Origin of the sequence: Kangiella marina (genome assembly GCF_039541235.1) — a bacterium.
Taxonomy (GTDB): Bacteria; Pseudomonadota; Gammaproteobacteria; order Enterobacterales; family Kangiellaceae; genus Kangiella; species Kangiella marina.
This window is the reverse complement of the sequence record NZ_BAABFV010000002.1, coordinates 383,187-406,019: the sequence shown is the minus strand read 5'-3', so window position 1 is coordinate 406,019 and position 22,833 is coordinate 383,187. Positions and strand designations below refer to the sequence as shown.

Genomic DNA, 22,833 nt, shown 5'->3' with positions numbered 1-22,833 from the left:
AAGAAAAGACGCCCCGTCGCTAGGTGCTTCGCACTTCCCTCATTCATCAAACTTATCACGCGTCGCAAAACGAAACATCCCTGTTTCGTTTTTGCTAAATTGGGCTTTCCTTGCCCAATTTACGCTATAACTTTGATTCTTTTCGGCTAGCTCTAAGGGAAACAAAAAAGACTTTTCACCTAAGCGAAAAGTCTTTTTAAAAGCCACTAAGAGTTAGGGGTTTTGCTTTAGTTAGAGGCAAAGCCTTTTGTGAGACTTGGAGTTAACAAGTCGTTAATGAAACTCGAACAAAAGGCTTTAACAAAGAAATAAAGTAAAATAGCAGCTCTTAGCGAGTGCGAGGACAAATCTCTTCCGTAGAAAAGAAGTAGCTGATTTCGCGCTCAGCTGATTCAGGGCTATCTGAGCCATGTGCTGCGTTTTCGTCCACAGATACCGCGTAGTCAGCACGAATCGTACCACGTAGCGCTTCTGCAGGGTTTGTAGCACCCATGATTTCACGGTTTGCTTTGATTGCGTTTTCGCCTTCTAGCACTTGAACCATCACTGGACCAGATGTCATAAAGTCAACCAATGCGCCGAAGAAAGGACGTTCTTTGTGCTCAGCATAGAAGCCTTCTGCTTTTTCACGAGACAAGTGAATCATTTTAGAAGCAACGATGCGAAGACCCGCGCGCTCGAAACGTGAGTAAATTTCACCAATAACGTTTTTCGCTACTGCGTCAGGTTTTACGATAGAAAAAGTACGTTCAACAGCCATTTTAGACTCCAATAATAGTTAAAAATTAATAAAATCAATAGATTGCTGAGCTTTTCAACTCAACAAAACCCACCACTTGGTGAGTTTGAAATTCGTGTCACTGTGATTACGGGACCCATAACCAGTGTTAAAAAAGGGGATAGCCTTAGCTAACCCCTTTAAAATCGCGCGTATTATACTGAATGTGTATTATTTGGGCAATGCTTGCCTCGAGCCTAACGCTTAATAATGCCCCATCGTAGTATCGATATGCAGGGCCGACTCGGCGCTTAGTGGAATATGGCTAAAGCTACTGGCCTCAGGGGCAAAACTTCCCTTAATCTCAATCTTAATTTTGTAGCTTCCAATCTCAAGTTGATTCCCTCCTAGATCAACCAACTGTAGCTCTCCACCGAAGCGTTCCGCCTCACCTGGCTTTATTGTCTTCGAGTGCAGCGCTTGCGTGAACATCATTTCAGATGACCACAGACTCACCAACTCACCGCTATCATCGTACAGGTATATGTCAAAGGTTTGACCAGAGGTAAAGTCAAGCGTGATAGCCTCATCGCTGTGGTTGATTAGCGTAATCGAAGCTTCGACCGACTTTTGATTATTCAGCATCACCGTTTCTGCTGGAAATTGCGCAGAAAGTTCGATGCCGTCTTGATTAGGTAATGTCATGTTACCCACCTTAGCATGCTCTAGTTCAAATACAACCGAGCCCAACACTGAGTCTTTCGACCACTTAACCAAGCCAACGCCAGGAGCAAACCAAGCACTTTCAAGCCCCTCATCATAACAGTAGCCTGAAAAATCCAGTCGCACACTCTGCTCAAACATACCTGCCCCGACTTTTACTGCATCGCTTTTGCTGGCTAACTTAGCACGTTCAGTACAACCATCAATCTGCACCCGATACTCAGTTCCGACAGGGTCATCAGCATTGAATAATAATTCAGCCTTTTGTGACTCACTTAACCAGTATATTTCCTGCCCATCACTGGATAGCCACAACCATTGATTCTTCTGTCCAAAAAAGCTGGAGTACTGCTTCCAGTTTCCGCCCATGGTATTAATGAGACTCACACTAAGCGTGTTGTCATGTGAACTTTTAAAGCTGCGATAGTCGCCTGGTGAAGCCATAAGATAGCTGTCTGCCGAAGCAGCGACGCCAGCGATGAGTGTTGATACTGCGACAGTAATTTTACTAAAAGTATTCATGGTAGCTCCTAAAAATAATATGGTGTTTTGCTAAATGCGAGACCAATTATTTCCAAAACAAGAGCAGACGCCAGTGAACAAATTTTGACAAATATGACAGACTGACTTATCTAAATATAAATCCTAGATAATACAGTGATTTAGCAAATACTATTGAAAACTCAGTAACTTATGAAGTTTTAGTGACAGTATAAAAATGGTTGGAAGCTACTGATAAAGCGTGGGATCAGTAAAGCCTTGGGTTTCGAAACCTTGTTTGCGCAAAATACATGAATCACACTCACCGCAAGCACGGCCCGCTTCATCTGCCTTGTAACAGGAAACGGTCTTAGCATAATCAACACCCAGCTTGATGCCTTCGGCAATAATTTGAACTTTGGTCATATCGATAAGCGGCGCCTCAATCACCGTCTTGTGCCCTTCTACGCCTGCTTTGGTTGCTAAATTAGCCATACCCTCAAAGGCTTGTATAAATTCAGGCCGACAATCAGGATAGCCAGAATAGTCGACAGCATTAACGCCGACAAAGATATGTTGTGCCTTCAAGACTTCCGCCCAGCCTAAGGCAATAGAAAGAAACACTGTATTTCGCGCAGGGACATAAGTCACAGGGATCGCCTCTTCAGTGGTGATAGCATCACCAGTGGGCACATCAATCGAATGATCGGTTAAGGCTGATCCACCGATTTCAGACATGTCTAGATTAACCTCGATATGCTTTGCCGCGCCAAATTGAGCCGACACCATCTTCGCAGCTTTGAGCTCAGCAACGGTTCGCTGACCATAATTAAAGCTCATGGTGTAACACTCAAAACCACGCTCCTGAGCCATAGCTAAAGCCGTTGTTGAGTCCAAACCACCAGAAAGTAATATAACCGCTCGTTTTTTCATTAAGTTATGCCCACTCTTGTTCGAGTACCACTACTGATTAACTATTCAGTTCTTTTTTTTTACTGGATTTCGCTTGATAGCGAGTTCCTTTTCTTGTGTGGCCAAGAAAAGGAACCAAAAGAAAGCCACCCTAATGTTGGGGTCATTTAATAATGACTACCTGAGTCGTCTGAAAAGTATTTAACGCACCTGAGTTTACAGCACTTCCTTGTGCTGTAAACTCCTATCAAAATCATCCAGATTTTGATTGCTATACTTTTAAGCCAACTCAGCCCAACATAAGGGACTAAGCGCTGCTTCACGACCTTTACTCTGAATTTAGGCTCAAATAAAACCGTAGATATTAACGCTAGATTGGAAGCCGGAAAAATGCTCAGTCTGCGAGGCATTCAATCAATTCAAACACGGAGCTTACTTAGGTAAGTGAGTATTTTGAATTGATTAGAATAACAAAGCAGATGAGTATTTTAACAATTCCAATCAAACGCCTTGTCTCTCACCCCATATGACCTTATGCAGCTGCACCTGCATCCTAACCTTCAAACGATCTTTCAAAATCCATTCAGCCAGATCCGCATACTCTACCTGGCCATAGCTTGGTGAAAACAACACTTCACATTTATCCGTGAGATGGTATTTATCAATCGTCATTTTACACCAGTCGTAATCTTTACGGCTGCAGATGACAAACTTAACCTGATCGGTGGCTTTTAAGTGCTCAATATTCTCGTACAGATTGCGCGCCATCTCACCAGAATCAGGCGTTTTAAGATCCATCACCACCATGACCCGCTTGTCGAGCACGGATATGTCATGTGCGCCACCGGTTTCCGTCGACACTTTATACCCTTTTTCACACAACAGATGATAAAACTCATAAGCACGCTTTTGTGCCAGCGGCTCCCCTCCGGTCATGCAAATATGTTCACATTGATACTGCTCGATTTCAGCAAGAATTGCTTCATAACTCATCCACTCGCCCCCACCAAAGGCGTAGTCCGTATCGCAATAGGTACAACGTAAAGGGCAGCCAGTGAGGCGCACGAATACTGTCGGCAGGCCGACCGTTAAGCTTTCGCCTTGCAAGGAGTGGAAGATCTCGGTGATTCTTAATTTGCTCAAAATGAACCTAAAAACAGGGAAAAGATTAGGAATTGTGCGAATTGTAACAAAAAAGCTGCCTAAATAGACAGCTTTTCGAATGATTGAAAGCTTAGAAGCGCTTACATGGAGCTTAGTTTGACCTTAGCCAGCTTTCCTGCAGTAGTATTCGGGAAAGCCTTAGCCAGAGCTTGATAGGTTTTCTTAGCTTCACCCTTATTGCCATTTAGCTCGTGCGTCTGGGCTAATTTTAGCATCGCTCTGTCTTTAATCTCTGCATCTGGAAACTGGCTATACACAGCCTCAAACTCAAAGGTTGCTTGCTTATATTCTTTGTCATTAACATGTAATTGCCCAAGAATATAGTGCGCGTTGGCAGCCAAAGGATGTTTGGGGTGTTCTTTGAGAAAGCTCTTAAAGGAATCTTTAGCGAAGGCATACTCTTTATTGCTGAACTGCGAAAAAGCCTTGTTATAGCTTTTTTGGGCTTCACTTAAATTTTGATCATCAGAGCCTTGACCTGATTCAGAGCCACCGACCGTGGATAGACCTTCACCAGACAAACCACCTTGACTCGCTTCAGTTAAGCGACGATCAAGATCGGCATATAATTCTTTTTGCTGACGTTGCAGCTTTTGGATCAAATAGCCTTGCTCTTCGCTTTGGCCACGCAAGTAACTGACTTCCTGTTGAAGCTGCATGACTTGGCGCATCAATTCGCCAACGAGTTGAGTTTGGTCATTTTCTTGATATTGCTGTATCGCATCAACGGCTTTGCCATCTACTACTGGCGCAGCGGCATTGCCCACAGCAGATGCTGTGAGCAATGAAAGTGCGATTATTTTAGAATAACGATAATTCATTCTTTAAAATAATACTCTTTTCTATAACGCTAAATATCAAAAATTATTGATATTTAATTTCAACACGACGGTTTTCTTGCCATGCTTGCTCAGTGTGACCAGGGTTAGCTGGAGACTCTTCACCAAAGCTGATCACTTCGATTTGACTACCAGAAACACCATAAGTTCTCATTAACTGAGCCACTGATTTTGCACGACGCTCACCTAGAGCCAAGTTGTACTCAGGAGTACCGCGCTCGTCCGCGTGACCTTCAAGGATAACTTTCTTGCCAGTCGCTTGGATGTGCTTTGCATGAACTTCTAACAACTCCATGTCGCCGCTACGGATAGCGTCGCTGTCGAAGTCGAAGTAAATTGTTGTGTTTTCCAACAATGCAGCGATGCGTTGTCTTTCAGCTTCTTCTGCTGCACGTTGACGTGCTAACGCTTCAGCTTCTGCATCAGAACCATCGTCTTGTTGAACGGTGTTGTCAGTAGTGTCTTCTGCTGGCTCAGTTGTGCTACATGCAGCTAGAGCTAATGCCGCAACCAAAGCCAATAGTAATTGTACCGAACGTTTCATTGTCATCCTCCAGGATTGTTATTTAACTTTATTACTAATTACAAAATAAACGGCGACCACGCGGGTGCTTTAACTTCACCTACGTTAGCCGGTAGTCTTGCTTTAAAGCGTCCATCCATTGATACCGCACTTAAAACTTTTTGTCGCCCGTCAACGGTAGAGAAAATAATCATGCTACTGTTTGGAGCAACTGACAAAGACTCATCTAGACTGGTTTTTGTCAAAACAGTCAGGTTCCCCGTGTCAATGTCTTGTGCGGCTACATGGAAATTACCATTGTTTTGGTGAACCATCACAATAGTCTTTCCGTCTGGCGCAAACTCTGCACCAGCATTGTACCTTCCTTCGAAGGTTACCCTTTCTGTATCACCTCCTGCAAGTGAAACTCTATAAATTTGCGGTTTTCCTCCTCGATCTGAGGTGAATATCAAACTTTTACCATTTGGATGCCACGATGGTTCGGTGTCAATTGCATAGTGACGCGTCAGTCTTGTTAAGCTTTTGCTCGCCAAGTCCATCACGTAAAGCTCCGGATTGCCGTCTTTAGACAGCACCATTGCCATTTTTGTGCCGTCAGGTGACCATGCCGGAGCACTGTTAAACCCTTTATAACTCGCGATTAGCTCACGCTGACCCGTTGAAATTGTCTGAATATAGATTTCTGAACGTCCATTCTCGAAGCTAACATACGCCAATTTATTTGCATCTGGCGACCAGGTTGGCGACATAATCGGACTTTTTGACGCAAATACTTGAGTTTGATTGAAACCGTCGCTGTCGGCCACGTTTAGGTGGTAGGGCTTTGCAGCCAGACGGTCAACCTGAACATAGGCAATTTGCGTTGCAAAAGCGCCACGCTCACCAGTCAGTGCTTCATAAATCTCGTCGGCGGCAATGTGTGCGCCCCAACGGAAGTTATCACTGTTAACCAGCTTGGTTTTCAGCAGCATCAAGTGGAACGACTGATCGACCAACGGATAACTACCCGATGGAATACTCGACTCCATCACCGCTTTATCATTGTATGGGTCAATCAGATCATACGACACCATATACTTTCCCGGTGCCGTCTCTTTAACGATACCGTATACCACACCGTCAACGCCCAGCTCTTTCCAAGCCTCAATATCCACTTCATTAATCTGGCTCGGTGTTTGTGGCAATTCAGCGACCTCAGCCGGTTTAAATTTACCACTGCGCGCTAAATCATCAGCAATGATCTTGGCGAAATCGTGTGGTGGCTGCACCGATACTTCGGAATCACTTTCAAATTTGAACGGTACAACCGCTACTGGGCGCGCATCATCACGCCCCTCAGTAATATAAATTTGAACCTCGGCATTAACCGCATAGGCCATCAAGCCTAACCACAGTACCACTAGTTTTTTACAAATATGTTTCATAGAGTCTCTACTCTCGGTTTGTTTAATCTTTTAAACTTGGGTCAAAAGTAAATGTTATCGTTCTCAGTTCCTCGATGACATCAGGATTTTCTGAGTACGGCAATGGTGATGCACGATTGATTGCAGCAATACCAGTCTGACAATAAATATCGTCACCACCGACAATAATCGTATCTAAAACCACTCCACCAGGCGCTGTTTTTATCGTAATCGTACATGAGCCTAACGCTGATGGCTTATTCCATAACCTTACTAACTTACTTCTAATTTGAGCTTTAATCTTTTCCAGCTCAGTCAAAGCCTGTGCTTTTTTAACATCCCCTTCCATTGCATCGAAGAACTCGCCTTCCTGAGCCTCAAGCTCTTTCTGCAGTCGCTCCAGCTCTTCTTGACGCTTGCGTTCTTCTTCTTTGCGTTTACGCTCAGCTTCCTCACGTTTTTTACGCTCAGCTTCTTCCTTCTTACGCTTTTCTTCCGCTAAACGCTTTTTCTCAGCTTCTTCTTTTTTACGCTGTTCTTCAGCCAAGCGCTTCTTCTCAGCCTCTTCTTTACGCTTACGCTCAGCTTCCGCTTGTTGACGTTTTTCTTCCTCTAGACGCTCTTTCTCACGTTTCTCTTCTTCGAGTTTTTTCTCTAGGGCAAGCTTTTTCTTACGCTCTAACTCCGCCTGCTCTTGAGCTCGCTTCTCCGCCTCAGCTTGTTCTTGCGCTTTTTTCTCAGCCAGTTCTTTTTCACGCTTCAACTTTTCTAAGCGCTCTTTCTCTTGCTGTTGCTTTTTTAAACGCTCTTGCTCACGCTTTTTCTCTTGATCATCGCTAGGTGGCGGTGGATTAGTCTTTGGCGCTTGCGCGATACGCGCTTGGATCGGTGCATCAACATACTTGTGCTCTGGAATATTGGGCTCCCAAATAAACTTCCAGACAATAGCGCCGATTAGTACTAAGTGTAGTACTACGGATAAAATAATCGGTAAAGATTTTTTCTTATTTGGCATTCGTCACCTAGTTAGGCTGTTGCGTCATCAAACCAACATTCTCTATCCCTGCGACTTGTCTCAACTGATCCATCAATTCAACCACATCACCGTAGGGTACTGACTTATCACCATTAATCAAAATCGGCGACTCAGGCGAGGTTTCAAGCTCAGTCAGAACCGTATCCAACAACTCCTCACGGCTCAAAGGCTCTGGACGCCCAGCAGAACTGCCAATTTCTAAGTAATACTGTCCATCAGAGTTAATCGACACAATAAACGGCGTGCTTTGCTCTGGTGACATCGGCTCAGCTTCAGCAGTCGGCAAGTCGACTTGGATACCCGCGGTGATCAGCGGCGCGGTAATCATAAAAATCACCAACAGCACCAGCATCACATCAATGTAAGGAACCACATTGATCTCAGCGTTAAGTCGGCGTCTTTGTCTGCGTACAAGTTGCGGCATAATAATGACCTTAGCTGTGCGCCTTGCGGTGCAAAATACCCGAAAACTCCTCTAAAAAGTTTTCGTACTGGGTTTCAATGCGCTGTAAGCGATTAGTAAAACGGTTATAGGCGATAACGGCTGGAATCGCCGCGAACAAACCCATTGCCGTCGCAATCAAAGCCTCAGCGATACCGGGCGCGACCATTGCCAGCGTAGCCTGCTTAACGCTACCCAGCGCGATAAATGAGGTCATGATGCCCCAAACCGTACCGAATAGACCAATATAAGGCGTAACCGAACCGACAGTCGCTAAGAACGATAAGTTCTGCTCAAGCTTTTCAACTTCACGACTGTGCGCCACGCGCATCGCTCGATGAGTGCCGTCCATCACGGCCTCTGGGCTGACGCCACTTTGTTGGCGTAAGCGCATAAATTCTTTGTAACCCGCTAAAAACAAAGACTCAAGCCCCTGTTTCTTTTGCGTACTTTGCGACAAATCGCCCGATAATTTACTCAGATCGATACCGGACCAAAACTTATCCTCGAACTGCTTACTCTTTTTTGCCGCTATGTTTAAGACACCAGAACGTTGAAAAATTAACGCCCAAGACATTACAGAAATGATCAAAAGTAACAGCATAATCAGCTGTACTGGAACGCTGGCTTCTAAAATAAGACCAGCAATGGACATGTCATTAGCACCACTCACGTGCAATCTCCTCTTGTAAATAATGTGGCATTGGAGCAGGCGTCATGGTGTCCATATCAACGCAAGCCACCCGAATTGTTGCCTTATTCACTAGTTGTTGTTTGTTATCATTAGATTCATCACTGTTTTCATCAACCCGATGAATCTCTTGCTCGAAAATTACACTCGCTTTTCTAACGGAGCTAATTCGCGTCTTGACGACTAACTCATCATTAAAACGAGCCGGTCTGAGATACTTGGCATCAACATGAGCAACCGCAAACGCTAGCCCTTTGTCGATTAATACATCCTGCTCCCAGCCCAACGAACGTAACCATTCCGTACGACCACGCTCATAAAACTTTAAATAGTTGGCATAAAAAACCACGCCAGCCACATCTGTATCTTCGTAATAGACCCTGACAGGCCAATTAAATTCACGCTGTGTCATCTATTTTTCTTACCTGAGTATTATAACGATTCAGTTCTGGAAAAGTGTTAAGGCAATCCCGAAAACAGTTACTTAACGAAAATTTACTTATCGAAATTTTATGTATCAAAGCCGACTTATCAATACTTATTTATCAAAAGAACCATCCGAAGAAGGGATGATTCCAAAGTGCTCATAGGCATGTTTAGTCGCTACGCGGCCTCTAGGCGTCCGCTGAATAAAGCCTTGCTGAATCAAAAATGGCTCTAACACGTCATCAATCGTGTCGCGCTCTTCGCCAATTGCCGCGGCTAATGTGTCCAAGCCCACGGGACCACCGCTGAACTTTTCAATAATGGTTAACAGTAACTTTCGATCCATGGTGTCGAAGCCCTTAGCATCAACATCCAGCATATCCAGTGCTCGATCCGCCACCTTATCCGTAATCAAGCCATCAGACTTAATTTCGGCAAAATCACGTACTCGGCGTAGTAAACGGTTGGCGATACGAGGCGTACCACGCGAACGGCGTGCGATTTCAAGCGCACCCGACTCTTCAATCTGCAAGCCCAAAATCTTCGCCGAGCGCATGACGATGCCGGTCAGATCTTTGATATTGTAGAACTCAAGTCGCTGCACAATGCCGAAACGATCACGCAGTGGGGAGGTTAACAGACCAGCACGAGTCGTCGCGCCAACTAACGTAAACGGTGGTAACTCGACCTTGATCGAACGTGCCGCTGGCCCCTCACCGATCATGATATCCAGCTGATAATCCTCCATCGCCGGATAAAGTACCTCTTCAACATGAGGGCTCAGGCGATGAATTTCATCAATAAATAAAACGTCATTCGGCTCAAGGTTGGTCAACATCGCCGCTAGATCGCCCGCTTTTTCCAAAACAGGGCCCGAGGTATGTTTAATACCCACATTCATCTCGTTAGCAATAATGTTAGATAGAGTGGTTTTACCGAGGCCAGGAGGGCCGAAGATAAGAACATGATCCAACGCTTCTTTACGCATCTGAGCCGCTTTAAGGAAAATCTCCATCTGCTCACGGACTTTTTCCTGCCCCACGTAATCTTGCAAAGTCGTCGGGCGAATAGCGCGATCAAGCTGCTCTTCGTCAGTGGTTTCGGTCGGATTTATTATTCTGTCATGTTCAATCATCGATTTTATGTGCTCGTAGCACCAAAAGCTTTAATGCGGTTAAGTCTACCAAGGCTCAGGCTTGGATGGAACCAAAACCAATCCTTTTCCACAATTGGCCAGAATCCGCCTTTTTCTTGGAAATTTAAGGGGTTAGGTGAACATTTGCTACGTCGCTCAGATTGTGTCATTACAAACTAGATTTGGAATCTTGCTAAAGGTCGCTCAATATCCGCATAGAAAGATCCTGAATGACCAAAAGGTATTAAGCCCCTTCCAACTCCTCATTCAACATCAACCAATCTTCTTCCAGGGTTTCCAAGCGTTGGTTCACCTCGCCATACTCTCCGCTGAGCTCCGCCAACTTGCCTTTATTCACTTCTTCATACAGGCTTTGATCTGCCATGAGGTCATCAAGCTCGGCTTTGCGTTTTTGTACCTTATCCATTTCCTGCTCAACTTTTCGCAGCTTGTTTTTCAATGGCTGCAAGGCTTTACGCTTTTCGGCATCAATTCTACGCTGCTCTTTACGCGAGACTTCTTTCCCAGACATGTCAGGTTGTGACTCTGAAGACATGCTGTCTGCTTTTTCTCTATTCGAGCGTCGCTCCAGAGACGACTGCTCCAGCGCCCATTTGGCATAATCGTCCAAGTCACCCTCGAACGGCTTGACGCCGCCATCAGCGACTAAAAATAAATCATCGGTTACAGTACGAAGCATGTGCTTATCGTGCGACACCAGCACCACCGCGCCTTCGAAACCCTGCAACGCCACGTTCATGGCATGGCGCATTTCCAAGTCCAAGTGGTTAGTCGGTTCATCAAGCAACAGTACATTCGGCTTGGAGTACACTAATAACGCCAACACCAAACGCGCTTTTTCACCACCCGAAAACGGTGCCACTGGCTCTAGCGCTTTGTCGCCATTAAAGTCAAAGCCACCTAAAAAATTGCGTAACTCCTGCTCAGTCGCGTCTGGATATTCACGCTGTAAGTGCTGAATCGGTGACATTTGCGGATGCAACTGTTCCAATTGATGCTGCGCGAAATAACCAATGTTTAAATGCTTGGCCTCGACACGCTCGCCCGCCTGAATCGCTAGCTCCCCCGCCAACACTTTAATTAAAGTCGATTTACCCGCGCCGTTTTTTCCCAAAAGACCAATTCGATCATTGGGCAGTAAAGTAAAGCCCACTTTATTCAGAATCGTTACTTGCCCGTCTTCTGTATCGCTCTCTACCTCATAACCAGCATTGACTTCTTTTAGCTGCAATAAAGGGCTCGGCACATGGCCCAACTCTGGAAAATTAAAATTAAATGGTGAGTCGACATGCGCCGCAGAAATTTTCTCCATGCGCTCCAAAGCCTTAACGCGGCTTTGCGCCTGCTTGGCCTTGCTCGCTTTCGCTTTAAAGCGATCCACGTAAGACTGCATGTGCGCAATTTCTTTCTGCTGGCGTTCGTAATTCGCTTGCTGCTGCGCCAACTGCTCTGCGCGCTGGAGCTCAAAGCTCGAATAATTACCGCTGTATAACTTGATGTGCTGTTGCTCGATATGCGCCACACGATCAATCACGCGGTCAAGGAAATCCCTATCGTGCGAAATCAATAAAACTGCGCCTTGGTAAGATTCTAACCACTTTTCCAGCCACACCACCGCCTCGAAATCCAAGTGGTTAGTCGGCTCATCGAGCAATAACAAATCCGAACGACACATCAACGCCTGCGCTAAGTTCAAACGCATCCGCCAACCGCCCGAAAAACTCGATACTGGTAACTGCTCCTGCTCGGCGGTAAAGCCCAGACCATGCATCAAAGCCCCAGCTCGTGCTCGTGCCGAATACCCCTGAATCGTGTCTAACTGCTGGTGAAGCTTACCAATCGCATTACCGTCTTCCTCAGCTTCCGCCTTCGCCAAAGCCGCCTCAATCTCAACAAGCTCAACATCGCCCTCAATCACATACTCCAGCGCCGAGGTTTCAACCGCAGGCGTCTCCTGACGCACGCTCGAAATCGTCACATTCCCCGCCATCGAGAAATTGCCCGAATCCTCCTCAAGCTCCCCACGGATCAACGCGAACAACGACGACTTACCGGTGCCATTAGCACCAGTCACACCAACCTTATCTTTCGGGTTGATGATAAAACTCGCGTCTTCAAATAACACTTTTTTACCACGGCGAAGCGCCATGTTCTCGAAAAACAGCATGGAATTATGGATTGATAAAAGTTGAGGACATTATAAAGGGAAGTCGTGCGAGTACAATTGGAATTGGTAAGAGTTCCAGAGATCTCGGTATCTCAGTCATCACTTTCCATAACCTACTGATCTTGCTAATATCCTCAATAACAAACACGACATTGATGTCTGCTTTGCTAGGTATTAGCCATATAAAAGGACAAAGTATCCACAGACTATCGACAAAGCTCGGTTATATAAAAGTTAAGGCTCTACGAGAATGAAGCAAAGTCTATTGATCGCCACCTTCACAGTTAGCTGTTTACTGCTTATCTCATTCTTTAGTATCGATGCATGTATGGATGCAGGCGGATTATGGAGCAATTTGGGGTTAACCTGTGAAGGAGCTTATTCTGACTTTATTCCCCAGTATGAACGTACGGCTCCAGCATTCTGGGTAATTGTTTTGTCTCTATCAGGTTTAGCCACATTTCTTGTCGGCAAGGTGATAAAAAGCAAGCGAAATAAATAAATGAGGTTACAAAGAAATGAAAACATTACTAGCAACGCTATTTGTAATAATAATAGCAGGCTGCGTTTCACCTGCTAAACAATTGAAATCTATATCTGAGGTGAAGGAAGGATACGGCATGGTATCGATTTCCTTTGAATCAAGCTGGCCTTATAAAAATGAGTCCATTTGGGGGCGGCCATTATCAATAGTTTACTATGATGGAAAAGGTGGGATTGGACATGGCACAATTCCATATACGGGCGACCCACGGCCACTATTACTAGAGTTACCCGCAGGGACTTTTGAGTGGACGATATCTATTATTGACCAAAGAGTATACAGCAACACTCTAGCAAGATTTGAGGTGTCAAAAGGAGAAGTAACGAACCTTGGAAAGGTATACATTGATATCCAATGGGATGAGGGCGGCGGCCCAGTGGTCCATAAATTAACACAATCTGGTTTCGGGGAAGTAGAAAAAGACCTAGTCAAAAAAGGTGTTGAAAATATTAAACTAGTCAATAGAAAGTGTTTATTCAAAGGTAAATCTCTTGTGCGAATGTCTAACTCAGTAGGTAATAGCTATCTTACGCCATATAAATGTAGCAAGCGTAGCCTCGAAGGAACAGAGTGACCATGAGGTTTGGGCACACACCTAAAAATAAATGGGGTAAGAGTAAAATTTTTAGCAGCCGTAAGCTGGAGTCAAGAATGCCCCTCAATCATTTTTAACTAACAACCGTTGGGGTTCACAAGCGCCCCCAACCTACATACTAACAATTTAAATATAAGGATATTTAATGAAATTTTTTATTACGGCAAAACATTGGCAACTATTTATTCTTTTGATGCTACCAATGTTTCTATCCCAGCTACTAGTATTCAATTCGTTCCAAACCAACGAAATGCCAAACACAACTACGGTGTTTGGTTTAACGCTGATGATGATGCTTATACTTTTTGCCTGGGTTGGCTCCATTGCATCTGAATGTTTCAAAAGACTGCCCCCTGAATTAGCAAGCTCTCCAACTAAAATGTACGTTGGGCTAGTATATGCGTCGTTATACCTTGTCGTCGCAAGCAATTTCTTTATGAACCCTCAGCATGGTCTACCAAGCCTGATTGTTCTATTTCATTTGTTAGCAATGGTTGCCATATTCTACTCTATCGGATTCACGGCAAAGCAACTGATTAAGCTTGAGCAACAGAAAGATGCATCTTTTGTCGATTATTGCGGGCCTTTCTTTCTTCTATGGTTTTTCCCGATTGGTGTATGGTTCTTGCAACCTAAAGTGAATAAACTACTATCAAATGAAGAAACGGAAAGCTAATTGGTTAGCAATTGTAGGGTTCCCCCCCCCCACGGGGCAGACCCTCTGTCGAGACTTACCAGCATACGCGAATTGGGTTAACGCGCCCTATTTTGCGATCTAAGAACAATAACCCATTTAATTAGAGGTTTTAAAATGCTTAAATCATTACGAACTATTTGCTTAATCGTCATTTCCCTTAATCTCACAGCTTGTGCTGGTCTGGGCAACATGAAAGAGGTAGAGTTTCAAACCACTGCAAAACCAGATAAATCCACAGTAAACATTGTTAGAAGAGCCGTTTTTATGGGAGATGGTGTTAAAGTAGAGGTATGGGATAGGGATAAGTTTATCGGAACTCTGAGTGCGGGAGACCTTCTCCAGTATGAAGCTGCACCTGGAATACACACCTTTATGGTATATGCTCAAGGATCATGGGGAGTTGCTAAAGGCAAATTGGAGCCTGGAAAGACATATTATCTAAAGTTTAATATGCCTTGGGGAGGTGGAATACACTTAGGGGTAGCTAAGTCTACTGATCCTAGAATACCAGAATGGAATACAATGACGACTGTCACAATCGATAAATCATCTCAAAAAGACATACCAGAAGAATATATACTGGAAGCAAGAGATATTCTACAAGAAGTAGAAAATGGCAATATGGAAGCGACTCCGATAACAGAGGAAAATGCTCTCTAAAAATAGCGAGAGCAGGGTACTCCAAGGGGGGCAAACTCAGCGTCTTGACGCATCAACAGGCACGAATTGGCTTAACTGTAATGGTGCGTTACAACGCACCCTACTTTTTACTTGTTAATAGGCTACGTAATTCTTACCTTTCCGTGCTTATCCTTGCTATCACAGCTATAATGGTGCTTTATCGCTCCTCCTCTGCTGGAAACCTGTATGTCTGAAGAAGTCAATTATAAGAATAATCCTTTAAATGGCGTTGGCTTAAAAGCCTTAGTCACTGAACTAGTCGAGCATTATGGCTTTGAAATCCTTCACGCTTACTTAAACTTAAATTGCTTCAAGTCCAATCCGAGCATTGAATCCAGCGTTAAATTCCTTAAGAAAACCGACTGGGCGCGTGAAAAAGTCGAGGCTTTTTATATGTATCAATACAAAAGCTTGCCGCCGGTATCGTCCGAGCAGTTTCATATCCCACCCCGCGACCGAATCGTTTCCGACGCAGAAAAACCGGGAGAGCCGGCTAAGTTGAGCTTAGAAGACGCTGAAAAGCTACGTGAGAAGCGCGCTAAGAAAGCCGCTGAATACAACAAAGGCGGGGGCAAAAAGTTTGGGCGAAGCGCTGGCTATAACAAAAATTCTGGCACTCCGCGCGGTGGTAGCTATAATAAAAGAACCGGCGGTGGTTCTAAAAAGAGCTCATCGGATAGCAGCGATCCTTGGGGTCAATGGAAAAATAAGTCAAAAGACTAGTTCTTCGATAGCGTTACTGCAATACAGGATGCTCTGATATTAGTCAGCCCAAGGTTAATAGCGAATCAATAAAAACGGAGTTTTATTATAGGACTATGGGGATTTTTAAGTATTTGCGTCATTGCAGGCGTTATTTTCGTCATGTATGCGGCCTATCTCGACCACACAAAAGAGTTGAGAAAGATGGAGCTAGACGCTCAAAATAATCGCTCAACTAATAACAATTAATAAAGACTGGCACTCGATTCCATCTACATCTAGATAAGACGTATTTTTACTATCTAGGTCAATAATACGGAGGAAACAACGTTGGGAAACAGAAAAGATAAACCTATACGCATGAGGGTGCTGTCTTCAGTGGCCTCGCTGATGCTGCTAGGTTCAATCGTATTTGTCCTCATTGCAGGCTTCAATTTATACGTCACATCGATGATGGCAGCTGGCTTTCTAGGCTTAGCAGCCCCAAGCGTTGCATCTGGTGAAGGCTTTTTCGAGATTCTCGCAGGCTTTTTTGAGGATCTTATTGACGGGATTATTGAAATAATTTCTGGTATTTTCGAAGCAATCACTTCTATTTTTGGATAATCAGATACCAAGCTGCTAGCTCAAACTATTAAAAGCTGCCAGCTAGCTCTGAGAAAACTTCATGTCACCACTAAAGCAAAAGCTGATTAATTATTTTGGTATTGTCGTGCTCATTGTTTTATCCTCGCTTTCTGGGTATGTTGCAATATCCTCAATTGGGCTAGCTTTTAAGCACTTTTCTACAACCCCACCAGAAGTAATCGTTTTTAACCGCGGCTTTATCATGAGCTTAGGCGCTTGTATTACGCTCCTAGCATTCTTGGTTGCATCAATCGCACACGAGTTCGGGGCATTAGTTAACAATCCAAAGTTAATTAAGGTAATCATGGCATCAGCTGTGAGCGGCGTTGCTTTGATGTTTATCTTGGGAGTTGTTAGTCAACATACATACGATAGCTACTTCGTTGAAAATCGAAGCTATGGGGTTTGTGAGGATGCTTCGAGCCAATGGCTTTTCCTTAAAACCACGGTATATTCAGAAGCACAAGCATCTTGTCCAAGCAAAGTTCTTTAAGAGTCTTAAACCCGCAATTTCAACAGCTATCAGCATCGTCTAATGGTATGATGCGGTATACACTTTTTGTAGATTAGATTTTGATATGAAATTATTGGTTAGAAACCTCGCTCGTTCGACTACTGAAGAGCAAGTTAAAGCGTTATTTGAAGAGTATGGCACTGTTCAGTGGTGTAACTTAATTATGGACAAAGCCACGGGAAAGTCGAAGGGCTTTGGTTTTGTAGAGATGCCTAAGCCTGGCGAAGCAAAGGTAGCGGTTAAGAACTTAAATGCTCGTAATGTTGAGGGTAATAAAATCCGCGTAAAGAAAGCGGAAGATAAAGACGAGTAATTCTCGCCTTTAAAAGTAGCCTACTTCTCATAAAGCCAGATCTTATTCGTCTGGCTTTAATGCTTTTAGCAGATCTTTGGGCTGCTCAGTGGTAATCACTAGCTCACGCTTATGATCTCTAATCTTTATTGTCACTGCCTTCTCTGCTCTACCGATGTAGCCTGTTTGTTTAATAGCAATTCTGTATCCATAGCCTAAAAAGTCTGCGGCGGCATTACCCTCGTAAACCTTTGCATCTTGAATGGTGTCGAGAAGGAATTTGCGCTTACCGATAACACCAAGACTCATGGTCAGTTTTTCTTCATCAACGCGTGTGATAATTTTTAGACGCGACACATAGACGGTTAGAAGTGCGGTAGCCGAGAAAATTATCAAAGCCCAGTGACTGTCTATCGAGTGCTCGCCCACTGGACGTCCAAAAAATTCTTGTGATATATAGATGTATGCGAACAATCCCGTTACGACTAGCAATAACAGCACGATTGCGGCAATCATTTTTGGCGGCATCACAGACTGAGTTTCACGAAACACGAAGTTTTTGGCGGTCATAATTCACTGTATTGAGTTAGATTGGCACTAGTGTAGTCAATTCTTTTCAACAAAATCAATCATTAACTGTTAGTCACGATATCCTATTTCTTGCTTTAAAAGCGTTCATACCTTGTTACAACCAATAATACTGAAGAAACAACCACCGACTTAAAGAGTGCTATGCTGGCGTCATCAACTGATGCCAAAAAACAGGACGTTACCGTGAATAGAGTGCAGCCAAACAACATTCAAACGATATCAAAAAGCAGATGGTTTGCGACATTAGGTCTTGGTAGTTTGTTGTTCGCAATCGCTCTCTTCGCCTCACACAGTTACCCCAGTATTTTCCTAGACCTGCCTATGAGCGGATTTACCTTTGCTTATGTCGCGCCGGTTTTTCTGATATTAACGCTTTTGGCTGTCTTTTTATCCCTTAAGCTTGTGAATTATAACTTTAGCGATATTGGCCTAAGCTTTCGAGCTTTTGGAAAGGAAGCACTGATAGGTTTGTTAGTCGCCTCTGCTTGGACGCTACTTCAATTTTTTGTGATTATCCCTGCAACAGGGGGCGCAGAAAGAATGGATATTGTGGCTAACCTAGAGCAGCTTGGGACAGACTACGCAGGGCTTTTTGCCTTTCTATTGATGGCCATCTTAGGAGGTGGTATTGCAGAAGAGGTATTTTTCAGAGGATTCTTCCTAACCAGCCTTCGTAACAGTTTTGGAAACAGTCAAGTTGCTACCGCATTAGCTGTCATCATAACCACCATCGTATTTGCTCTACTTCATGGTTACCAAGGTTGGATCGGTATTTTGGATACCGCGGTCTTTGGCGGCTTATCGATGTCACTACTGTATTTATGGCGCAAGAATCTAACCGCTTGTATTGTGGCGCATGGACTTTATGACGTATTCGCTGTGTTGATCTTATTTTTCTACTTCTAGACGGAGCAGAAAAGTATTAGCCCGCACTATCGATTGGACGATTGAGAACCCTTGTTGTCGGCCTCTTTTTCTTCCCAAGAACGTTCTTCTTCTTTGGCATCTGCTGAACCTCTGGCCGCAGCCTCTAAGATCCAACTGCGATATTTCTCAAGGTCGCGCTCTACTCCTAAACCAGCGCGATACATTTTGGCCACTTTGACTTGTGCGTCTAACTCACCTTGTTCGGCAGCTTTTAAGTACCATTTAAAAGATTCTTTAAAATTTTGCGGAATACCAAAACCTTTTTCATAAAGGCTCCCCAAGTTGTATTGCGCATAGACATTGTCTTTTGTCGCAGCTTTAAGCCACAACTCTCGCGCCTTACTGATATTGGCGGGAACACCGGCCCCTTGATGATAAATATTCCCGAGCTCAGTGATGGCGTCTAAATGTTCCTGTTCAGCGGCCTTTGATAACCAAGAGTAGGCTTGGCTAAAATCTGGCGTTATCCCATAACCATAAAGGTAGTTAGCACCCACTTGGTACATCGCTTCTAAATATTCTTGCTCCGCTGATTTAAGGAAGAAGCTGTGCGCCAGCGCTGAGTCTTCCTCATGACCTCTTCCGTTGCTTAACATCCAGCCATGGCTATAAAAACCTTGAGCAAACCCAGATTCACCGGACTTTAGGAACCATTGCGATGCTTTTTCGTCATTTTGGGGCAACCCATTTCCTTCAAAATAGGCCAGTCCCACATCATACATCGCCTCCATTTGGCCGTAATCTGCCGCACGGAATAGCCAATTCACATACTGGTTAACGTCCTTTTCGAACAAGTCGCCCTCTTTATAGGAGAGCGCCATGTAATAAGCGGCATCGGCATGACCTTGGACAGCAGCCATCTTATATAACTCAGCAGCTCGGAAATAGTCCTGCTCAACTTGTTCGCCGCTATCGTAAAGCTGGCCTAAATTAAATTGGGCCTGGGCATTCCCATTTAGCACTGCCTCAGAGTACCAATGAACCGCTTTCTCAAGATTTTGCGCAACACCTTCGCCGTGATGATACATATTGCCTAGATTATTCTGCGCAGTCGCGATTCCTTGATCTGCGGATTTTTTATACCAACGTATGGCCTCTACTTTATTGGCTTCGCGCCCAAGGCCCATATCGTTCATGTAAGCCACATAAAACTGAGCGTAACTGTCACCCTTTTCTGCTAAAGGGTAAAAAAACGAGTAGGCCATAAAGTAATCATCATTCTGATAAAACTCATAGCCTTTATCGTATTGCTCTTCATCAGTCAGTGAGAAAGCATGTTTCAACGTGATGTTCTTGAGAAGTTCAGCGACCGTTGTACTGCCGTCGGCGCCTTCGATATCCTCAGCTGAAATCACAGTAACAGGTTCAAGTGCCTCAAGTTCCTCTTTAGATATTCTTTCGCCAGTGATCTCAACCGTCGGCTCGTTTGCATGAACCACGGTCAGAAGCATTGCGCTGGTTAAGAAAAGGAAGCTCTTAAGACCCATGAAATCACCCTGCTAATTGTCTTAACGCTAAACGAATTAACTCTTCGCTCTTCAGTCCGTCGCTATCGACTTGAGCCACCGCTTTACTCGCTTGCTGTGGTTTATATCCCAAGGCAACCAAAGCACTCACCGCTTCTTGGGTAACGTCACCAGCGCGAGGTGCACTAGTAGCAGGTGCCTCGGTATCGCCTGAACTCGGCAACCCTGATACTGACCAGTCTTTTAAACGATCTGACATTTCAACCAACAGGCGCTCAGCGGTTTTCTTACCCACGCCTGGCAACTTTACCAATCTATCGACATTTCCATCATGCACTGTCATCACAAATTCATCAGCTTCCATACCGGATAAAATGGCTAACGCCAGCTTTGGACCGACGCCGTTGACTTTAATCAGCTCGCGAAAGAGTGTTTTATCTTTGTTACTAATAAAACCATAAAGCGCATGAAGGTTTTCCGAGATAGAAAGGTGCGTCGCAATAACTGCTTCAGCCCCCACTTCTGGTAACTGATAAAACGTCGTCATGGGCACTTGAATTTCATAGCCCACGCCAGCGCTGGTTTCAATAATAATAAATGGCGGTGTTTTTTCTATCAGTATTCCACGAATTCGACCTATCAACGTAATCGTCCTCTTGCTATTGTTTTTGCCCCTTTCAACTGCGCTAAACCTTGGCTGGTATTGGCGTGACATAATGCGATTGCTAACGCATCTGCCGCGTCAGCTTGTGGGCTTGAAGGTAATTTTAGAAGCATTTTAACCATGTGCTGCACTTGAGTTTTATCGGCTCCGCCCGTTCCTACCACCGACTGTTTGACTTTCCTTGCTGGATACTCAAAAACAGGCAAGGCGTAATGCGATGCCCCGACAATGGCAGCACCACGAGCCTGCCCGAGCTTTAGCGCCGAGTCTGCGTTTTTCGACATAAATACCGACTCAATAGCGAATTCATCAGGCTTAAACTCAAGAATAAGTTCACACACACTATCAAAGATTTGCTTCAGCTTAAGATCCAGCGACTCATCTTTAATGCGAATACAACCGCTGGTAATGTACTTAGGTTTGTTGGCAGGAATATCACCGCCGACTTCGATAATACCAAAGCCTGTGATGCGCGAGCCGGGGTCTATTCCTAGAATTATCGCCACTTAACACTCCAATAAAATGCTATCTGCTTTGTTAAAGCATGAATTGAAAATATCATACCATGACTAACAGATATTTCTTTGGGATTTTATATTCAGAGGAAAAGGTTATCGAATGTTAGCTTTGTGATGGGTTACGGTTACACCTAACCCATCCTATGGACTAGGCATTCATGAGAGCTAGACGCCCTTTCTTGTGGACTAGAAATTAGAAATGAATTAGATGCAGGTGAGGCGCGGCAAATTTCCTTTTCTGGTTATGAGTTTACAAACAGTAAATGATTAAACGGAAAAGGAAATTTAACAAAGTATCAGCGAATATAGACGTTTTATAAATTGTCGTAGGATTCTGCTGGAATATCAGCGTTTGTATACACATTTTGCGTATCGTCGAGTTCTTCTAGACGATCAATCAACCGAATCACTTTCGCACCTTCGGATACGTCTAGCTCAGCTTGAGTCGATGGCAACATAGTCACTTCGGCATTCTCGGCTTCAAAACCTGCTTGTTTAAGCGCATCTTTGACGTCTAAGTAATCTTCCGGTGTGGTTAACACCTCGAAAGAACCGTCATCATGAGCAATAAAATCTTCTGCTCCGGCTTCTAAAGCCGCTTCCATCAGCTCGTCTTCTTTAAAATTATCACCAAAGACAAACTGACCGCGTTTATCAAACAAGTAAGCAACGGAACCGCTCGTGCCTAAATTGCCACCATGCTTAGTAAACGCATGGCGAACTTCACCTACAGTACGGTTTTTATTATCAGTCATGCATTCAACAAGAATCGCGACACCACCCGGGCCATAACCTTCGTAGTTCAACTCTTCGTAGTTATCACCTTCGGCGTTACCAGTACCGCGGTCAATCGCTTTTTCGATGGTGTCTTTTTTCATGTTAGCGCCAAGCGCTTTATCCATGGCGGCACGTAGACGAGGATTATCATTAGGGTCGCCGCCACCTTCGCGCGCAGCTACGACTAGCTCACGAATAATTTTAGTAAAGATTTTTCCACGTTTTGCGTCTTGGGCTGCTTTGCGGTGCTTGATGTTTGCCCATTTACTGTGACCCGCCATAAAATACCTTCCTCTCAGGCCTCTATCCGTCGTTTACTCTTTGTTGTAAACATTTTTTGAGTACTCATTTACAAATACGTAAACTGCGCTTCAAAAAATATTTACGCCTCGATTAAACTTTGCCTAGTAGGCCTTCTTTTCTTTAAAACTTTCTAACTTAATCTTTCTTTATAACTTTAAATGCTTCTAAACTGTTTAGCCAAAGCGTTCTACTCCTTTGGGCGTTATAAAATTGCGACCTTATTTTCTTTATAACTTACACGGCATAAAACTGTCA

27 protein-coding genes are annotated in these 22,833 nt (G+C 44.3%); 9 read left to right on the top strand and 18 right to left on the bottom strand.

Annotated features, from left to right (window positions below; translation table 11 throughout):
* Window positions 1-328 precede the first annotated feature (328 nt).
* The 13 genes from ndk to ABD943_RS10025 form a co-directional block, all read right to left on the bottom strand.
* A complete protein-coding gene (ndk, locus tag ABD943_RS10085; RefSeq protein ID WP_046561540.1) occupies window positions 329-760 on the bottom strand; it encodes a nucleoside-diphosphate kinase in 432 nt (143 codons plus the stop codon).
* A 222-nt stretch (window positions 761-982) separates the two neighbouring features.
* A complete protein-coding gene (locus ABD943_RS10080) occupies window positions 983-1,963 on the bottom strand; it encodes a BsuPI-related putative proteinase inhibitor (RefSeq protein WP_345293062.1) in 981 nt (326 codons plus the stop codon).
* A gap of 207 nt (window positions 1,964-2,170) precedes the next feature.
* The gene (gene queC / locus ABD943_RS10075) at window positions 2,171-2,854 is read right to left on the bottom strand and encodes a 7-cyano-7-deazaguanine synthase QueC (RefSeq protein WP_345293061.1); all 684 of its coding nucleotides are present in this window, start codon (window positions 2,852-2,854) and stop codon (window positions 2,171-2,173) included.
* Window positions 2,855-3,334: 480 nt separating this feature from the next.
* The gene (queE, locus tag ABD943_RS10070; protein ID WP_345293060.1) at window positions 3,335-3,976 is read right to left on the bottom strand and encodes a 7-carboxy-7-deazaguanine synthase QueE; all 642 of its coding nucleotides are present in this window, start codon (window positions 3,974-3,976) and stop codon (window positions 3,335-3,337) included.
* Between the two features lie 101 nt (window positions 3,977-4,077).
* A complete protein-coding gene (gene ybgF / locus ABD943_RS10065) occupies window positions 4,078-4,818 on the bottom strand; it encodes a tol-pal system protein YbgF (protein ID WP_345293059.1) in 741 nt (246 codons plus the stop codon).
* A gap of 43 nt (window positions 4,819-4,861) precedes the next feature.
* Window positions 4,862-5,380, bottom strand: a complete 519-nt coding sequence (gene pal / locus ABD943_RS10060; RefSeq protein WP_345293058.1) for a peptidoglycan-associated lipoprotein Pal — start codon at window positions 5,378-5,380, stop codon at window positions 4,862-4,864.
* A 38-nt stretch (window positions 5,381-5,418) separates the two neighbouring features.
* Window positions 5,419-6,783 carry a Tol-Pal system beta propeller repeat protein TolB gene (tolB, locus tag ABD943_RS10055; RefSeq protein ID WP_345293057.1) on the bottom strand — a complete coding sequence of 455 codons (1,365 nt, stop codon included), beginning with the start codon at window positions 6,781-6,783 and terminating at the stop codon, window positions 5,419-5,421.
* A gap of 22 nt (window positions 6,784-6,805) precedes the next feature.
* Window positions 6,806-7,777 carry a cell envelope integrity protein TolA gene (gene tolA, locus ABD943_RS10050; RefSeq protein WP_345293056.1) on the bottom strand — a complete coding sequence of 324 codons (972 nt, stop codon included), beginning with the start codon at window positions 7,775-7,777 and terminating at the stop codon, window positions 6,806-6,808.
* A gap of 7 nt (window positions 7,778-7,784) precedes the next feature.
* Complete coding sequence (gene tolR, locus ABD943_RS10045) at window positions 7,785-8,222, bottom strand: protein TolR (protein ID WP_345293055.1); 438 nt, start codon at window positions 8,220-8,222, stop codon at window positions 7,785-7,787.
* 10 nt (window positions 8,223-8,232) lie between these two features.
* Window positions 8,233-8,895, bottom strand: coding sequence for a protein TolQ (gene tolQ / locus ABD943_RS10040; protein ID WP_345293375.1), 663 nt, complete (start codon window positions 8,893-8,895; stop codon window positions 8,233-8,235).
* Between the two features lie 4 nt (window positions 8,896-8,899).
* A complete protein-coding gene (gene ybgC / locus ABD943_RS10035) occupies window positions 8,900-9,343 on the bottom strand; it encodes a tol-pal system-associated acyl-CoA thioesterase (RefSeq protein ID WP_345293054.1) in 444 nt (147 codons plus the stop codon).
* A gap of 126 nt (window positions 9,344-9,469) precedes the next feature.
* A complete protein-coding gene (gene ruvB, locus ABD943_RS10030) occupies window positions 9,470-10,492 on the bottom strand; it encodes a Holliday junction branch migration DNA helicase RuvB (RefSeq protein ID WP_345293053.1) in 1,023 nt (340 codons plus the stop codon).
* A 244-nt stretch (window positions 10,493-10,736) separates the two neighbouring features.
* Window positions 10,737-12,680, bottom strand: coding sequence for an ATP-binding cassette domain-containing protein (locus tag ABD943_RS10025; RefSeq protein WP_345293052.1), 1,944 nt, complete (start codon window positions 12,678-12,680; stop codon window positions 10,737-10,739).
* A 250-nt stretch (window positions 12,681-12,930) separates the two neighbouring features.
* Here ABD943_RS10025 and ABD943_RS10020 point away from each other — a divergent pair, with 250 nt between their 5' ends.
* The 8 genes from ABD943_RS10020 to ABD943_RS09985 all read left to right on the top strand — a co-directional run bounded on the left by ABD943_RS10020 (window position 12,931) and on the right by ABD943_RS09985 (window position 17,353).
* Window positions 12,931-13,182 carry a hypothetical protein gene (locus ABD943_RS10020; protein ID WP_345293051.1) on the top strand — a complete coding sequence of 84 codons (252 nt, stop codon included), beginning with the start codon at window positions 12,931-12,933 and terminating at the stop codon, window positions 13,180-13,182.
* 16 nt (window positions 13,183-13,198) lie between these two features.
* Complete coding sequence (locus ABD943_RS10015) at window positions 13,199-13,798, top strand: DUF192 domain-containing protein (protein WP_345293050.1); 600 nt, start codon at window positions 13,199-13,201, stop codon at window positions 13,796-13,798.
* 166 nt (window positions 13,799-13,964) lie between these two features.
* Window positions 13,965-14,495, top strand: a complete 531-nt coding sequence (locus ABD943_RS10010; protein ID WP_345293049.1) for a hypothetical protein — start codon at window positions 13,965-13,967, stop codon at window positions 14,493-14,495.
* 135 nt (window positions 14,496-14,630) lie between these two features.
* Window positions 14,631-15,176, top strand: coding sequence for a hypothetical protein (locus tag ABD943_RS10005; RefSeq protein WP_345293048.1), 546 nt, complete (start codon window positions 14,631-14,633; stop codon window positions 15,174-15,176).
* A 207-nt stretch (window positions 15,177-15,383) separates the two neighbouring features.
* Complete coding sequence (locus ABD943_RS10000) at window positions 15,384-15,920, top strand: VF530 family protein (protein ID WP_345293047.1); 537 nt, start codon at window positions 15,384-15,386, stop codon at window positions 15,918-15,920.
* A 309-nt stretch (window positions 15,921-16,229) separates the two neighbouring features.
* Complete coding sequence (locus ABD943_RS09995; protein WP_345293046.1) at window positions 16,230-16,505, top strand: hypothetical protein; 276 nt, start codon at window positions 16,230-16,232, stop codon at window positions 16,503-16,505.
* Window positions 16,506-16,566: 61 nt separating this feature from the next.
* Window positions 16,567-17,019, top strand: coding sequence for a hypothetical protein (locus ABD943_RS09990; protein WP_345293045.1), 453 nt, complete (start codon window positions 16,567-16,569; stop codon window positions 17,017-17,019).
* An 85-nt stretch (window positions 17,020-17,104) separates the two neighbouring features.
* Complete coding sequence (locus ABD943_RS09985) at window positions 17,105-17,353, top strand: RNA recognition motif domain-containing protein (protein ID WP_345293044.1); 249 nt, start codon at window positions 17,105-17,107, stop codon at window positions 17,351-17,353.
* A gap of 42 nt (window positions 17,354-17,395) precedes the next feature.
* On the opposite strand, the gene ABD943_RS09980 is transcribed toward ABD943_RS09985, so the two are convergent.
* A complete protein-coding gene (locus tag ABD943_RS09980; RefSeq protein WP_345293043.1) occupies window positions 17,396-17,902 on the bottom strand; it encodes a hypothetical protein in 507 nt (168 codons plus the stop codon).
* A gap of 162 nt (window positions 17,903-18,064) precedes the next feature.
* On the opposite strand from ABD943_RS09980, the gene ABD943_RS09975 reads away from it, so the two are divergent.
* A complete protein-coding gene (locus ABD943_RS09975; RefSeq protein WP_345293042.1) occupies window positions 18,065-18,829 on the top strand; it encodes a CPBP family intramembrane glutamic endopeptidase in 765 nt (254 codons plus the stop codon).
* A 26-nt stretch (window positions 18,830-18,855) separates the two neighbouring features.
* Here ABD943_RS09975 and ABD943_RS09970 read toward each other — a convergent pair whose 3' ends face one another.
* The 4 genes from ABD943_RS09970 to ABD943_RS09955 form a co-directional block, all read right to left on the bottom strand.
* Window positions 18,856-20,337, bottom strand: a complete 1,482-nt coding sequence (locus tag ABD943_RS09970; protein ID WP_345293041.1) for a tetratricopeptide repeat protein — start codon at window positions 20,335-20,337, stop codon at window positions 18,856-18,858.
* Window positions 20,338-20,341: 4 nt separating this feature from the next.
* On the bottom strand, window positions 20,342-20,959 hold the full coding sequence (ruvA, locus tag ABD943_RS09965) for a Holliday junction branch migration protein RuvA (RefSeq protein WP_345293040.1): 618 nt from the start codon (window positions 20,957-20,959) through the stop codon (window positions 20,342-20,344).
* Window positions 20,956-21,486, bottom strand: a complete 531-nt coding sequence (gene ruvC / locus ABD943_RS09960; protein ID WP_345293039.1) for a crossover junction endodeoxyribonuclease RuvC — start codon at window positions 21,484-21,486, stop codon at window positions 20,956-20,958. The genes ruvA and ruvC overlap by 4 nt, the downstream gene beginning before the upstream one ends.
* Before the next feature lie 326 nt (window positions 21,487-21,812).
* Complete coding sequence (locus ABD943_RS09955; RefSeq protein WP_345293038.1) at window positions 21,813-22,556, bottom strand: YebC/PmpR family DNA-binding transcriptional regulator; 744 nt, start codon at window positions 22,554-22,556, stop codon at window positions 21,813-21,815.
* Window positions 22,557-22,833 lie beyond the last annotated feature (277 nt).